The organism is Asanoa sp. NPDC049475 (genome assembly GCF_040676915.1).
Classification (GTDB): domain Bacteria; phylum Actinomycetota; class Actinomycetes; order Mycobacteriales; family Micromonosporaceae; genus Asanoa.
In genome coordinates this window covers 382,049-396,545 of the sequence record NZ_JBFAPY010000008.1, presented here as the reverse complement: position 1 = coordinate 396,545, position 14,497 = coordinate 382,049, and the positions used below count along the sequence as shown (strand labels likewise).

General features: G+C 70.5%; 14 protein-coding genes and 1 pseudogene. 6 read left to right on the top strand and 9 right to left on the bottom strand.

All coding sequences use genetic code 11. The features are described 5' to 3' along the window. A pseudogene (locus AB0J88_RS32085) lies at positions 1-94 on the top strand (CDP-alcohol phosphatidyltransferase); the annotation flags it as partial. 38 nt (positions 95-132) lie between these two features. Here AB0J88_RS32085 and AB0J88_RS32080 read toward each other — a convergent pair. Continuing rightward, the gene (locus AB0J88_RS32080; RefSeq protein WP_364348602.1) at positions 133-924 is read right to left on the bottom strand and encodes an NlpC/P60 family protein; all 792 of its coding nucleotides are present in this window, start codon (positions 922-924) and stop codon (positions 133-135) included. Positions 925-1,448: 524 nt separating this feature from the next. Here AB0J88_RS32080 and AB0J88_RS32075 point away from each other — a divergent pair. The 3 genes from AB0J88_RS32075 to AB0J88_RS32065 all read left to right on the top strand — a co-directional run bounded on the left by AB0J88_RS32075 (position 1,449) and on the right by AB0J88_RS32065 (position 4,133). Next, positions 1,449-2,669 (top strand): MurT ligase domain-containing protein, encoded by a 1,221-nt coding sequence (locus tag AB0J88_RS32075; protein WP_364349391.1) that lies wholly within the window; start codon positions 1,449-1,451, stop codon positions 2,667-2,669. Beyond that, the gene (locus AB0J88_RS32070) at positions 2,659-3,369 is read left to right on the top strand and encodes a glutamine amidotransferase (protein ID WP_364348599.1); all 711 of its coding nucleotides are present in this window, start codon (positions 2,659-2,661) and stop codon (positions 3,367-3,369) included. Before AB0J88_RS32075 ends, AB0J88_RS32070 begins: the two co-directional genes overlap by 11 nt. Before the next feature lie 134 nt (positions 3,370-3,503). After that, the gene (locus AB0J88_RS32065) at positions 3,504-4,133 is read left to right on the top strand and encodes a VTT domain-containing protein (protein WP_364349388.1); all 630 of its coding nucleotides are present in this window, start codon (positions 3,504-3,506) and stop codon (positions 4,131-4,133) included. Here AB0J88_RS32065 and AB0J88_RS32060 read toward each other — a convergent pair. Together AB0J88_RS32060 and AB0J88_RS32055 are read right to left on the bottom strand one after the other, a co-directional pair. After that, the gene (locus tag AB0J88_RS32060; protein ID WP_364348596.1) at positions 4,066-4,515 is read right to left on the bottom strand and encodes a GNAT family N-acetyltransferase; all 450 of its coding nucleotides are present in this window, start codon (positions 4,513-4,515) and stop codon (positions 4,066-4,068) included. The two genes, AB0J88_RS32065 and AB0J88_RS32060, sit on opposite strands and share 68 nt — an antisense overlap. Further along, complete coding sequence (locus tag AB0J88_RS32055) at positions 4,512-5,267, bottom strand: SDR family NAD(P)-dependent oxidoreductase (protein WP_364348593.1); 756 nt, start codon at positions 5,265-5,267, stop codon at positions 4,512-4,514. The genes AB0J88_RS32060 and AB0J88_RS32055 overlap by 4 nt, the downstream gene beginning before the upstream one ends. A 107-nt stretch (positions 5,268-5,374) precedes the next feature. Between AB0J88_RS32055 and AB0J88_RS32050 the strand changes: the two genes are divergently transcribed. Further along, a complete protein-coding gene (locus AB0J88_RS32050) occupies positions 5,375-6,040 on the top strand; it encodes a VOC family protein (RefSeq protein ID WP_364348590.1) in 666 nt (221 codons plus the stop codon). A gap of 231 nt (positions 6,041-6,271) precedes the next feature. On the opposite strand, the gene AB0J88_RS32045 is transcribed toward AB0J88_RS32050, so the two are convergent. Then, positions 6,272-7,135, bottom strand: coding sequence for a helix-turn-helix transcriptional regulator (locus AB0J88_RS32045; RefSeq protein WP_364348587.1), 864 nt, complete (start codon positions 7,133-7,135; stop codon positions 6,272-6,274). A 104-nt stretch (positions 7,136-7,239) separates the two neighbouring features. On the opposite strand from AB0J88_RS32045, the gene AB0J88_RS32040 reads away from it, so the two are divergent. Then, positions 7,240-7,674, top strand: a complete 435-nt coding sequence (locus AB0J88_RS32040; RefSeq protein ID WP_364738090.1) for a VOC family protein — start codon at positions 7,240-7,242, stop codon at positions 7,672-7,674. 67 nt (positions 7,675-7,741) lie between these two features. On the opposite strand, the gene AB0J88_RS32035 is transcribed toward AB0J88_RS32040, so the two are convergent. The 5 genes from AB0J88_RS32035 to AB0J88_RS32015 all read right to left on the bottom strand — a co-directional run bounded on the left by AB0J88_RS32035 (position 7,742) and on the right by AB0J88_RS32015 (position 14,453). Beyond that, entirely contained in the window at positions 7,742-7,957 is a 216-nt protein-coding gene (locus tag AB0J88_RS32035) for a hypothetical protein (protein ID WP_364348581.1), read from the bottom strand. 386 nt (positions 7,958-8,343) lie between these two features. After that, the gene (gene leuS / locus AB0J88_RS32030) at positions 8,344-11,205 is read right to left on the bottom strand and encodes a leucine--tRNA ligase (RefSeq protein WP_364348578.1); all 2,862 of its coding nucleotides are present in this window, start codon (positions 11,203-11,205) and stop codon (positions 8,344-8,346) included. Between the two features lie 199 nt (positions 11,206-11,404). Beyond that, positions 11,405-12,031: a GPP34 family phosphoprotein gene (locus tag AB0J88_RS32025; RefSeq protein WP_364348575.1), complete on the bottom strand. Its 627-nt coding sequence runs from the start codon at positions 12,029-12,031 to the stop codon at positions 11,405-11,407. An 18-nt stretch (positions 12,032-12,049) separates the two neighbouring features. After that, positions 12,050-13,063, bottom strand: coding sequence for an acetamidase/formamidase family protein (locus AB0J88_RS32020; protein ID WP_364348572.1), 1,014 nt, complete (start codon positions 13,061-13,063; stop codon positions 12,050-12,052). Between the two features lie 34 nt (positions 13,064-13,097). Then, entirely contained in the window at positions 13,098-14,453 is a 1,356-nt protein-coding gene (locus AB0J88_RS32015) for an APC family permease (RefSeq protein WP_364349385.1), read from the bottom strand. Positions 14,454-14,497 lie beyond the last annotated feature (44 nt).

Below are 14,497 nucleotides of genomic sequence, written 5' to 3'. Positions count from 1 at the left end.
GTCGACCGCCTCATGGGTGGTCGCACTGTTCGCCGGCACGTGGATGGTCAACCTCGTGACGTCGGTGATGCAGGCCGGCCCGAACAGCGGCAGCGCCGCCATGCCCCCACCGGGAACCGCTTACGAAGAGCGTCAGACGAGCCGGCGCACCACGTAGTTCCGCGTCCAGATCTTGTGCTTTCCCACCCGGCTGCCGGCGTGCGGCGAGTCGTACATGTAGCCGCCGCCCGCGTAGACACCGGCGTGCGTGCCGTACGAGCCGCTGCGGACGACGATCAGGTCACCGGGACGGGCGGCCGACTTCGACACCGCCCGGCCGTACCGCTGCTGGCTGTTCGCCTTGTGCGGCAGCTTCTTGCCCGCCGACTTGCGGTAGACGTACATCGTGTAGCCGGAGCAGTCGAACGCCGACGGCCCGGAGGCCGCGTACCGGTACGGCTTGCCGACGTGCTTCTTGGCCTCCGCGAGCACCTTCGCGCCGCTCGGCGTGACGGTGACGCGCATGGTCGGCGACCAGTAGCGGGCGTAGCCGCCACCACCTTTGAACACGATGCGGTACGAGGTGGTGGCCAGCGGCTTGACGGAGAACCAGTTGTAGCCGTTGGCGTACAACCTCTTGGTTCCTCGTCCCTTCCAGGTTCCGGACGCCCATTGCTCGAGCGTCACCACCGTGCCGGCGCCCGCGGGCTTGCCGGTCTTCGGGTCCTTCACGGTGATCCGCAACGTGGCGGTGCTGCCCCAGGGGAGCTTCGGCCGCGTATTGCTCGCGGCGATCGCCGGCCGGGACGCGGCCTCGGCGGCGGCGTGTGCCGGCGACGTGGCGATCAGTTGGCCGGCGCACAGACAGGCGGCGGCGGTGGTAGCGACGAACCTGCCGGCTCGGGCGGCGGACCGTCCCGGACGGCGTGATCGGAGCTCTAGCACGAACGAGATCCCTCCGGCACGCGTACGGAAGGCGCCGCCGGGTGCACGGGCACGGCGGTTGCCGCACCGGTCGACCCCCGGCGTCCGCCCCGTCCGCTGGCGGCGGAGTGGCGACGCTGGTTCCCCCCATCCCCGCTCTGGAATGCCGTGTGCTCGAGGTCAACGACTGCGCCGCGGGGATGAGCGGGGTTAAGCGTGTCCCCATGCGGCACGGTGGCCACGCGGTTAACGTGACCGGCCCTCAGTTTGTAGCCGATCGGGAGTTATACGCTTTGAAACGGCCTCACTACACAGCGAAGTTGGCACGCGACGTCTCGCCCCGATAGACATTCGGTGCCCGATTCGTCACCGACAGCGGGTTACTGTCCGATCCGCAGTCCGTGATAACGATCAGTGACTATGGGCACACGACTCGTTCGGGTACGCGGGGATAAACCGGACATTTTCCCGGCCCCGACGTCTGCGCGCGACCAGCCGCGTGCTATGTCCTGTCCGGTAACCTCGCTCGCGTGACGGACGCGAAAATGCCCCTGCGGGCGAAGGTGGCCAGCTCGGTGTCGCGCACCGCGGCGGCACTCTCCCGCGCCGCCGGCCGCGGCGACGGTTCCGTGATCGGCGGCTGGATCGGGCTCAAGATCGACCCTGAGCTGCTCAAGCACCTCGCCGCCGGGCGGTCGGTGGCGCTGATCTCCGGCACCAACGGCAAGACCACGACCACCAAGCTCACCGTGGCCGCGCTCGAGACCGCTGGCCGGGTGGCCACCAACGCGTTCGGCGCCAACATGCCGACGGGCCACACCTCGGCGCTGGCCAAGGCCGGCGCCACGCCCTACGCGGTGCTCGAGGTCGACGAGCACTACCTGGCCCGCGTCCTCGAGGAGACCAAGCCGCGGGCCGTCGCGCTGCTCAACCTCTCCCGCGACCAGCTCGACCGGGCCAAGGAGGTGGCGATGATGGCGCAGATGTGGAAGGCCGCGCTGGCCTCCCACCCCGACGTGCAGATCGTCGCCAACGCCGACGACCCGATGGTCACCTGGGCGGCGCTCGGCTCCCCCTCGGTGACCTGGTTCAGCGCCGGCCAGCGCTGGCACGACGACTCCTGGGTCTGCCCCGAGTGCGGCGGCGCGATCCAGCGGGCGGGCGGCGACTGGCGGTGCACGACCTGCCCGCTGCGCCGGCCCCGGCCGCACTGGGTCGTCGAGGAGGACGGCGTCGTCGACCCGACCGGCGCGTGGCACCAGGTGAAGCTCCAGCTCCCCGGCACGGTCAACATCGGCAACGCGGCCACCGCGCTCGCCGTCGCGGCCCAGTTCGGCGTGCGTCCCGCCGACGCGGTGATGCGGCTGAGCTCGGTCACCTCGGTCGCCGGCCGCTACGCCCAGGTCGAGCGCGACGGCCGGCTGATCCGGCTGCTGCTCGCGAAGAACCCGGCGAGCTGGCTCGAGGCCTTCGACATGGCCGAGGCGGCGCCCACCCTGCTGTCCATCAACGCCCGGGACCCCGACGGCCTCGACACGTCGTGGCTGTTCGACGTGGACTTCTCCCCGTTGTACGGCCGCCGCGTGCTGATCACGGGCGACCGCGCGTACGACCTGGCGGTGCGCCTCCAGGTCAACGGCATCCCGTTCGAGCACGTCACCTCGTTCCCCGACGCGCTCGCGGCGGTGCCGCCCGGCCGGCTCGAAGTGATCGCCAACTACACCGCCTTCCAGGACATCCGAGCGGAGCTGGACCGTGTCAACTGAAGACCTGCGGATCGTCTGGATCTACCCGGACCTGCTGTCCACCTACGGCGACCGCGGCAACATGCTGATCCTCGCCGCTCGGGCGCGGGCGCGCGGCATCCCGGTGGAGACCATCGAGATCCGATCCGACCAGCCACTGCCCGACTCCGCCGACCTCTACCTGCTCGGCGGCGGCGAGGACGGCCCCCAGGCGCTGGCCGCCCAGCGGCTCAACGCCGACGGCGGCCTGCACCGGGCGGTGGCGCGAGGCTCGGTGGTGTTCGCGGTCTGCGCCGGCTACCAGCTGCTCGGCACCTCCTTCTTCGCCAAGGGCGCCTCCTACCCCGGCCTGTCGCTGCTGGACCTCCAGTCGGACCGCGGCGCCACCCGGGCCGTCGGTGAGCTGCACGGGGTGATCGACCCGCGGCTGGGCCTGCCGCCGCTGTCGGGATTCGAGAACCACGGCGGGCGTACGCACCTCGGCCCCGGCGTTTCGCCGCTGGCCCAGGTGACGACCGGCATCGGCAACGACGGCACCAGCGAGGGCGCGTGGCGGGGCAACCTGATCGGCACGTACTCGCACGGCCCGGCTCTCTCACGCAACCCGGCACTGGCTGATCTGCTGCTGCGCTGGGCGACCGGAGCGGGCTACCTGCCACCGCTCGACGACACCTGGACCGACCGGCTGCGCCAGGAGCGCCAGGCCGCCGTCGCGTCGTGACCGAGCCGCCGGAGCAGCGGCCGGCGATCGAGGCGGCGCCGGCCCGGCCCGTGCCCCCGCCGGGCCGGGTCAGGCTGGCCCTCCAGCCCGGCGCCCGGCAGCGCTCCGTCGTGCGGTTCGCCGTCCTGGTCGCCATGCTCGGCGGGTTCGGCCTGCTCTTGTTGGTGGCGCCGCCCGACCTGCGGGCCATCCCGGACGCGGTCGACCGGCTCGGGCCCTTCGCGCCGGTGGCGGCGGTCGGCGTCGGCGCGGCGCTGCTGATCGTGCTGGTGCCGCGCACGCTGATCACAGTGGCCTGGGGTGCGTTGTTCGGTCCGCTGGGCGGCGCCGGCTACACGCTGGCGGCCGCTTTCCTGGCCGCGCTGCTCGGTTTCGGGGTCGGACGCTGGCTGGGCCGCGACTTCGTCGCCGAACGGGTACGCGGCCGGCTGGCCCGGCTCGACGGCTGGTTCTCTCGCCAGTCGGTGTTCGGCGTGATCACCGTGCGGCTCCTGCCGATCGGCGGGTTTGGGTTGGTGAGCTACGGCTACGGGACGACCGGTGCGCGGCTGCTGCCGTACCTCGTGGGCAGTGTGGTCGCCTCGGCGCCGTCCGCGTTCGGCTACGCGGCCATCGGGTCCGCGGTGGTGTCCCCGGGTTCGATCAACTGGTTCGCGGTGGCGCCGGCGTCGTTCGGCTTGTTCGCCACGGCGATCATCATCTGGCGGTGGCGTCGCTCCAGCGGACCATCCACACGTCGATCGGGTCCTCCCGCTCCACCGTGAAGCCGTGGCGTTCGTACAGCCGGCGGGCCTTGCTGCCGTTGAGCACGTTGAGGCGGACGTGGTCCGGCTCCGCTGCCAGCAACGTGCGGAGGACCGCCGAGCCGAGCCCCCGGCCCTGCACCTCGGTACTCAGATAGAAGTGCTCCAGCCACCGGCCGTCGTCGGTGGGGCGCATCGCGACGCAGCCCGCGAACGCCCCGTCGACCTCGATGATCGACGTGTGCTGGGGCTCGAACCCGTCCCTGAGCCGCTGGCGCACGCGGTGCGGGTCGAAGCGGCCCAGCCGCTCCAGGTCGGGGCGCAGCACGACCGCCCTGAGCTCGGCGATGGGCTCGACGTCCGCGCTCGTCGCCGGCCGCAACGCCCAGTCCGACGTGGTCATGCGGTGGTGCCGCCGTCGACGACCACGTCGTGGCCGACCACGAAGCTGGAATCGTCGGACGCCAGCCAGAGCACGGCCTGCGCGACCTCGCGGGGCTCGCTGACCCGCCCCACGGGGACGGTGGTGCGGATGCGGGCGTCGCGGTCCTCCCGGCTCTCGCCCGGACGGAACGACATCGGAGTGTCGCTGGCCCCGGGGCTGACCGCGTTGATCCGGATGCCGTCACCGATGTGGTCACGCGCCGCGGCGCGGGTCAACACGCTGACGGCGGCCTTGGTCGCCGCGTAGGCCGCAATCCCGGCGCGGCGTCCGTGCGCCCCGATGTTGGACGCCATGTTGACGATGACCCCGCCGCCGTTGGCGCGCATGTGCCTGATCTCGTGCTTCATCGCGAGGAAGACGCCGGTCAGGTTGACGTCGACGTGCCGCGCCCAGTCGTCTTCGTCCACATCGGCGAGCGGCGCGGGTGGGGTGAAGACACCGGCGCTGTTGAACGCGATGTGCAGCCCACCGTGCCGCCGCACCACCTCGGCGACCAAGGCCGCCAACTGGCCGCTGTCGGTGACGTCGGCGGCGATCCAGTCGACCTCGCCGTCGCCCTCGTCGATCCGCTCGGTCGCTCTGGCGAGCTTCCTGCCGTCACGTCCCGCCAGCACGACGGTCGCACCCCGCTCGGCGAAGGCCTGTGCGGTGGCACCGGCGATCACGCCCGCACCGCCGGTGATCAGGACGACCCGCCCGTCGAATCTCATGGCCCTATTCCTACTGGCCGTCGCGGAGGCGCCCGCCACCGATCGCCGCCGCGGTGAGCCTCGTCTCGCGGACGGAATTGTCGGTGGTCCATGCGACGATCCTGGGCGTGGAAGAGTCGTTGCGCCGCCAGGAGGCCTCCGACGCGGTCAGCCACCTGGGCTGGCGCCTGCTGCTCGGCACACTGCGCACCGGCGTGCCGGTCAATTCCCTGACCGAGGCGGCCCTGGTGGCGACCCACGCGGTCGCGACGTGCGGCGACGACCACCTGCGCATCGACCTACGCCAGGAGCGGGTGATCCTGACCCTCCAGTCACCCGAGCACGCCGCGGTGACGCCCCACGACGTCGACCTGGCCCATCGCCTCACGGCCGCCCTGGCCACCCGGGGACTACGGACGACCCCGGAGCTCGGCACGGGCTCGGTCCAAATCCTGGAGCTTGCCATCGACGCGCTGGACATCCCCCTGATCCGCCCGTTCTGGGCGGCGCTGCTCGGCTATGTGCCCGACGTGGACAGTGAGATAGCGCTGGTCGACCCCCACCGCCAAGGCCCCGCCATCTGGTTCCAGCAAATGGACGAGCCCCGCCCCCAACGCAACCGCATCCACGTGGACCTGTGCGTCCCCCACGACGAGGCTTCCGGCCGCCTGAACGCGGCCCTGGCCGCCGGCGGCCACCTGCTCTCAGCAGCGGACGCCCCGGCCTTCTGGGTCCTGTCCGACCCGGAGGGCAACGAGGCCTGCATCACCACCTGGCAGGGCCGACTCGACTAGGCGGTGTCTCGTGGATCGGGGTGGTGCCGCGGCGAGGTCCTCGCCCGCCGGAACGGGATGGACGACGACGCGCTGGCAGCCTGGCTGACCCTGCTCGCCAGCCACGTCGGCTTCCCCCGGGAATCGGCCGCGATGCGGGCAGTCACGCGGCAACCCGGCCCGGGCCGGCGGCGCGGATGACCGGTAGGCCAAGGCCGGCTGCACGGTCGCAGCGGGCGGGCAGACGTCGCCTCAGGTCGCAAGAGGGCTGGGGACGCCCGACAGCACCGCCAAGCGCAGTTTCGTCTCGTCCTCTGTGTCCGGGGCCGCGGTCAAGATGACGATCTTCCGTTCCCCGTCGCCATCGGTCATGACATCGCAATCCACTGCGATTGGTCCGACCAGTGGGTGTCCAATGATCTTGTGGTCTTCTTCATGTGTCCCGACCGCGCCCGAGGCCCACAACGTGGCAAACCGTTGATTGCCCGCGATGAGGGCGTGGATCAGGTCGTTGAGACGGCGGCTGGTGGGGAAGCATCCCGTGGCGCGGCGCAGGTCGGACACGATGGCGGACTCGATGCTGTCCTGGGCCAAGGAGGTCACCGGCCAGTGCGACAGGCGCGGACCCCCGCCGTCGACCGGGAAAGTGTCGCGGGCGAAATTGCGCAGCCGCTGCGGCGTTGCGGCCGGATCTCCGAGGAGCGCCGCCCAGCTGCGGTTCCACCAGATCAGCTGCCAGTCGGCGGCGAAGACCGCGGCGGCCGCATCGCCCAGCCGGTTGAGCAGTCGAAGCACACCCGGCGGGACGTGGTCGGAGATCTCCCCGTCGGCCGGTGGGGTCAAGCCGGCCAGCCGATAAAGATGATCACGCTCGGCGTCGGTCAGCTGTAGCGCGCGAGCGAGCGCGCCGACCACCTGTCCGGAGGGGGTCGTCGTGCGCCCCTGCTCCAGTCGAACGACGTAGTCGACCGAGATGCCCGCGAGCTCCGCAAGCTCCTCCCGGCGCAGTCCCTTCGCGCGGCGCGCATGCCGACTCGGCAGCCCCGCCGTCGCCGGCGACAGGCGGTCGCGCCATGCGCGCAACGTCGCGCCCAGCGTCGTGTCGGAGGTGGTCACAATGCAGATTCTCGCTCGTGCAGGTCAATCCTAGGGTGGTAAAGGTATTCCTACCGTAGACCCATCCCTGGTTGCCGGCTCGATCGTCGGCGAGCCTCGGTGGCATGAGTAATTCCTTCTCCCACGACCACGTCGGTATCAGCGTGACTCCTGATGATCTCGAGGCCACCATCGCGTGGTACTCGAGCAAGCTCGGCTTCACCATGGAGCGACGGTTCGACTCACACGGCACGACGTTCGTCTTCATGGTCGCCGGCGACGTCAGGATCGAGCTGCTCGCCGGCGCGTCTGACCGCAACAGCGAGACGACGACAAACATCCTGACGAGCATGGATCCGTCGCGGCTGCACCACTTCTGCGTGGCCGTGGAGGACCTCGACGGGACCGTCTCCCAGTTGCGTGACCGTGACGTGGAGCTGATCGGCGGTCCCATGCAGGTAGCCGAAATCGGTCAGCGGCTCGCATTCATCACCGACAACCTCGGCAACATCATCGAACTCGCCGAGCCCGGGACCTGGCGCACTGGGCGCGACAACTGAGCACGGCGACGATCCGAGTGATACCCCGGCCTTCCGATACTCGATCAGGACGCGGCCCCCCGGCTCATCAGCCGGCCGACTCCGCGAGGTCGCGCCACTGCCCCCAGGTCCGCAGCCGCTGCCCGTGCACCGTCTCGGCGATGGCGTCCCGGTAGCTGCCGAGGAACAGCCGTAACGGCGGCTCGTCGCATCGACGAGCGGCAGCGGTCGTGGTCTGGCGAGCCTCGCGCGGCTGCCCGTACGGGTGACAACAGCGGTGGCCACACCGCGGTGATCGGCCCATCGGGCGGATGCGGCTCCACCCGCGCCGACAGTTCATCAGAGATCAACCGACGAACAGTCACGAACTCCCACAACGACCCAATGACGCACGCCCCACCGAGGTCGTGCGGCCGCATCGTGGTGGTGGGGGCCCACGAAGGCCCACCACCGAGAAAGACGCACAGCGAAGCGCGACCAATGGACTGTGATCCACGACCGCGATCGTCACCGCGGTCGGTGGGTGGGTCAGGGCCGCGACCGACAACGGCGAAAGCCCCCGTAACACGGCGCCGGACCGATCGTGGGACGGACCGCAAGGACAGACGCCGTCAGATCGACCAACGACGAAGACCGGGTCCGGCGGGAGCGACGGTCGCGCCCCCGACGGACCCGGGACATGAAGCCGAGTTAAACGACGACGCTGACCATGCGGCCCTTGATGACGATGACCTTCTTCGGCGCCTTGCCGCCCAGAGCCTCGTCGACCGCCGACAGGGCCGCCGCACGGACGTCGTCCTCGGCCGCGTCCGCGGCCACCGACACGCGCCCCCGGACCTTGCCGTTGACCTGGACCGGGTAGGTGACCTCCTCCGCCACCAGCAGCGCCGGATCCGCGACCGGGAAGTCGGCATAAGCCAGCGACGTCGTGTGACCCAGCCGCTGCCACAGCTCCTCGGCCACGTGCGGCGCGAACGGTGCCGTCATCAGGACCAGCGGCTCGACCACCTCGCGCGGGGCCGGGCCGCCCAGGGAGGTCAGGCCGTTGGTCAGTTCGATCAGCTTGGCCACGCCGGTGTTGAAGCGCAGGTCGTCCAGGTCGCCGCGGACGCCGTCGATGATGCGGTGCAGCAGGCGGCGGGTCTGCTCGTCGGCGGGCGCGGAGCCGACCCGGGTCGCGCCGGTCTCCTCGTCGACCACCAGGCGCCAGACGCGCTGCAGGAAGCGCTGCGCACCGACCACGGCGCGGGTCTCCCAGGGGCGGGAGACGTCCAGCGGGCCCATCGCCATCTCGTAGACCCGGAACGTGTCGGCACCGTAGGCCTCACACATCTCGTCCGGCGTGACGACGTTCTTCAGCGACTTGCCCATCTTGCCGTACTCACGCCGCACCTCGACGCCCTCGTGGAACCAGCGGCCGTCGACGTCCTCGACCTCTTCGGCCGGCACGACCATGCCGCGGTCGTCGCGGAACGCGTACGCCTGGATGTAGCCCTGGTTGAACAGGCGGCGGAACGGCTCGAACGACGAGACGTGGCCCAGGTCGAACAGGACCTTGTGCCAGAACCGCGCGTACAGCAGGTGCAGGACTGCATGTTCGACGCCACCGACGTACAGGTCGACGCCGCCGGGGTCGCCCTCGTGCCGCGGGCCCATCCAGTAGGCCTCGTTCTCAGGATCGACGGCCTGCTTGTCGTTGCGCGGGTCCAGGTAGCGCAGCTCGTACCAGCACGAGCCGGCCCAGTTCGGCATCGTGTTCGTGTCGCGGACGTAGCGCTTCGGGCCGTCGCCCAGGTCCAGCTCGACCTCGACCCACTCGCGCGCCCGGGACAGCGGCGTCTCCGGGTTGCTGCTGGCGTCGTCCGGGTCGAACGTGCGCGGCGCGAAGTCGTCGACCTCCGGCAGTGAGACCGGCAGCATCGAGTCGGGCAGTGCGACCGGCAGCCCGGTCTCGTCGTAGACGATGGGGAACGGCTCGCCCCAGTAGCGCTGGCGGCTGAACAGCCAGTCGCGCAGGCGGTAGGTGGTCGCGCCGACGCCGGCCCCGTTCGCCTCCAGCCACGCGATCATGGTCGCCTTGGCCTCGGTGACGCCCAGGCCGTCCAGCACCAGGCCGCGGTCGGGTGCGGCCGAGTTGATGGCCGGGCCGTCGCCGGTGAACGCCCTGCCGTCGAAGCCGTCGGACGGCCGCACCGTGCGGATGATCGGCAGCTCGAAGACCTCCGCGAACTCCCAGTCCCGCTCGTCCTGGCCGGGCACCGCCATGATCGCGCCGGTGCCGTAGCCGGCCAGCACGTAGTCGGCGATGAACACCGGGACCCGCGCGCCGTTGACCGGGTTGACCGCATAGGTGCCGGTGAAGACGCCGGTCTTGTCGCGCGCCTCGGCGGCCCGCTCGACCTCGGTCTTGCGCGCGGCGGCCCGCCGGTATTCAGCCACCGCCTGCACCGGCGTCTCGTGCCCGCCCGTCCACGGCGCGTGGGTGCCCTCCGGCCAGTGCCGGGCGGTCAGCGTGTCGACGATCGGGTGCTCCGGCGCGACGACCATGTAGGTGGCGCCGAACAGGGTGTCGGGCCGCGTGGTGAAGACGGTGATCTCACCCGAGGCGCCGGCCGCGGTCTCGAACGGGAAGTCGACGTGCGCACCGGTCGAGCGGCCGATCCAGTTGCGCTGCATCATCTTGACCGGCTCGGGCCAGTCCAGCGTCTCCAGGTCGTCGACCAGGCGATCCGCGTACGCGGTGATCCGCATCATCCACTGCTTCAGGCGGCGCTTGAAGACGGGGTAGTTGCCCCGCTCACTGCGGCCGTCCGGCGTGACCTCCTCGTTGGCCAGCACGGTGCCCAGCCCCGGACACCAGTTGACCGGCGCCTCCGAGACATAGGCCAGCCGGTGCTCGTCCAGCAGCGCCCGTCGCTCGACGCCCGACAGCGAGGCCCACGGCTTGTCGCCCGGGGTGGGACGGGTACCGGCCGCGTACTCCGCGATCAGGTCGTCGATCGGCCTGGCCTTACCGGCGGCGGCGTCGTACCAGGAGTTGAAGATCTGCAGGAAGATCCACTGGGTCCAGCGGAAGAACTCCGGCTCGCTGGTCGCGATCCGCCGGCGGTCGTCGTAGCCCATGCCCAGCCGGCGCAGCTGCGCCCAGAACCGGACCATGTTGCGCTCGGTGGTGATCCGCGGGTGGGTGCCGGTCTGCACCGCGTACTGCTCGGCGGGCAGCCCGAACGCGTCGAAGCCCATCGGGTGCAGCACGTTGAAGCCGGTCATCCGCTTGTAGCGGGTGTAGACGTCCGTGCCGATGTAGCCCAGCGGGTGACCGACGTGCAGGCCGTCGCCCGACGGGTACGGGAACATGTCGTGCACGTACATCTTGGGAGCGCCGGCCCGGGGGTGCTCGGGGTCGGCCAGCTCACCGACGGGGTTGGGCGCCCGGAACGTGCCCCTGGCCTCCCAGTAGTCCTGCCACCGCTGCTCGATGTCGCCGGCCAGCGCGGCCGTGTATCGGAACGGAGGGACGTCCTGGTCGGAACGCTCGGCTGCCTCGCTCATGTTCGCCACCTCGGTATTTTCATCGTCAGGGCCAGCACCGCGTCGCGCGGGGTGAAGGAAACGGCTGGTTTTGATCAAGCACAGGAGGGCATAAAAAAGCCCCTCACACAGGAGGGGTAGCCGTGCCGGTCGCGTCAGCGCGTCAGCACGGCTCGATAAGGAGCAGGAAGGCCCTGGCCATGGGGGCATGATACCCCGGTCAGCGATAGATCGCGAACGCCGCACTCGCCACCATGGCGCCGACGGCATCGACGATCTCGCGCACCGGGTCCGACAGCTTGGCCCGGATCTCCCGCAGGCGCTGGTCGAGCCCGGCCAGCGGCATGGCGGTGAAGACGTGGTCGTGCAGCAGCACCGCGTGCACCAGACCGCACAGGGCGGCGGTCGGCTCGTCGGGCTGCGACCGGCCGTGTGCCGCGTACCACATCCGGACCGTGATCGACCGCACCACGGTCTCGTCGACCGGGTAGCGGGTCACGGGCACCAGGCCGAGCCGGCGCTGGGCGACCTTGGTGACCACGCCCTCGGCCAGCAGGTCGGCCCGAACGGCGTCGCCGGCCCCGGAGCGGAGCTGGCTCAGCGCCCCCGCCAGCGGTGGCGGCTTGGTCGCGCGCACGATCGCCGCCAGCAGGGCGTCGGTCCCGGCGTCGCCGGTGGCCAACGCCTCGATCACACCGAGCCGACCGCCGGAGACGCCGACCCGGCCGGCGAGCACGAGCTCGACCAGCCGGGCACCGGCGACTCCGATGTCGAGGCTCTCCGGATGGACGGCCGGCTTGCCTCCATTGTCGAAGCCGAGCACGAACAGCTCTTCGCGCAGCCGCACCGAATCCGTCCCTCCCCCTCACGGTCTTGCGCGGTAGCTCTCGGCGAGGGCGCGCAGTCGGGCGTGGGCGCCCTGATACATGTCGACGGAGGGAAGATAGCGCTTGGCCACCTTGGCGACCATCGTGTAGTTGGCGTCACACACATTGCCCACGGGTGCCTCGCCCGCCTGGCTGATCAGTTGATACGAGTCGAGGACGTCCAGCTTGCCGGCGTCGGCGACCCAGGTGACCAGGTCGTGCTGGCTCATCCGGAACGCGTCCTCCAACGGTCGCGCCGAGCCGGCCGACATCAGGTGGTCGTCCGTCTCCAGCCGCGGGGTCGGCGTGGCCACGCCCTTGATGAGCTCGACCGCGACGACGGTGTTCATCGCCGCCTCGACCGCGACACCGCTGACCTCGCCCTGGCCTTGGCGGGCATGCCCGTCACCGAGCGCGAACAGCGCACCCGGCACGTTGACGCCGAAGTAGACGGTGCTGCCCGCGCGCAGCTCCGGAGTGTCCATGTTGCCGCCGTGCACGTCCGGGACGATGGTCATCCGGGCCTCGAAGGCGCCCGGTGCCAGCCCGACCGTGCCGTGCATCGGGTCCAGCGGCAGGTCGACGGTGAAGTCGCTGTTGCGGGCGGTGTAACGGACCAGTCCGTTGGCCTTGTCGATCTCGTAGACCCAGACCCGCTCCTCCAGCGGCTCGTGCAGCATCGCCGTGGCGTGCGTGGCGGTGAGCGCCCCGAAGTGCGGGAACGTCGACGAGACGGCCCAGTCGCGGGCCGGCGTGATCGAGACGAAGTGCAGCGCGAGCGTGTCGCCGGGCTCCGCACCCTCCACGTGGAACGGTCCGGTGACCGGGTTGAGGTAGGGGAACTCGCAGACCTGCGAGGGCAGGTCGCCGACACCCCGGACGACACCACCGAAACAGTCCTCGGTGTACGTGTCCAGGATGTCCCCGGACCTGATGCGGGCCACCGGCTCACGGCCGCCGAAGGTGTAGCTCAGTTCGGCGGCCGTCGGCCGGTAGCGGAGAACGTCGGTCACGCTTCCGCCTTCCGTGTGTGCTGTGTGCGTGATCTTAGGGAGCGGGCGTCAGGTTGTCGTCGGGGTCCACCGTGGTCTCCTCCGACATGCCGGCCAGCATCGGCGTGCGCTTGGTGGCGACCAGGAAGGCGACCACCGCGATGCCGAGCAGCACCCAGATCCCGCCGATCAGCTGGGCGAAGATCTTCTGGTTGACCACCACGTAGACGAGCATGGCCAGGCCGACCGCGGGCAGGATCGCGTGGCGCAGCCAGTCGCGGCTGCCGTTGCGGACCACGTACCACCAGAAGACCGTCACGTGCAGCACGATGAACGCGACCAGGGCGCCGAAGTTGACCAGGCGACCGAGGTCGGCGATCGCGTCGGCCTCCCGGGTGAACCAGAGCGTCAGGCCGAGCACCAGCGACAGGCCGGCGACCAGGAACACCGCGTTGGTCGGCACCGCGTGCTTCGGCGAGACCCGGGCGAGGAACGACGGGAGCTGCTTGTCGCGGGCCATCGCGAAGAGCAGCCGCGAGGTGGCGCCCTGCGCGACCATGGCGTTGGCGATGCCCCAGGCCAGCGCGGTGGCGAGCGAGGTCAGCACGTACATCCAGTGCCCGCTGGCCGACTCGGCCGCCGCGGCGAACTCGTCGCCGGCCACCGGGCCGCCGTTGAGCAGCGCGTCCGGGTTGGGCACGAGCATCGAGCCGAGCCAGGTCTGGAGGACGAACAGCACGCCCGCGACGATCAGCGCGCCGGCCATCGCGCGACCGATCTTGCTGGCTTCCTCGCGGTTCTCCTCCGCCAGCATCGAGATGCCGTCGAAGCCCAGGAAGGAGAGCATCGCGACGCCGACCGCGGCGAAGATCAGCGACCAGCCGAACAGGTCACCGTTGAACAGCGCGGTGCCGGCGGACAGGCCGTTGCCCTTGCCCTGGCCGAGCGCGATGAGGAAGACGACGACCACCAGCGCGAGCACGATCAGCTGGGCGATCAGGAACCAGCGGGTCACGGTCGCGGTGATTTTGATGCCGAGGTAGTTGACGACGGTGTTGACGAGGACGAAGACGACCAGCCACACCGCGGTCGGAATCGAGGTCACGATCGCGTTCATCGAGAATGCCGCGACCACGTAGAGAAGGCTCGGTACGAGGATGTAGTCGAGCAGAATCGCCCAACCCGCGACGAATCCGACCGGCGGCGCGATTCCGCGGCTCGCGTAGTTGTAGACGGAACCGGCCATCGGGAAGGCCTTCACCATCTGCGCGTACGAGTTCGCCGTGAACAGCATCGCCACGAGCGCGACCAGATAGGTGAGGGCGACCATGCCGCCCGAGACCTGGAAGACCGAACCGAAGATCGCGAAGGGTGCGATCGGCACCATGAACACGAGGCCGTAGGCCAGCATGTCGACGAAACGGAGCTCTCGCCGTAACTCCTGGCGGTAACCGA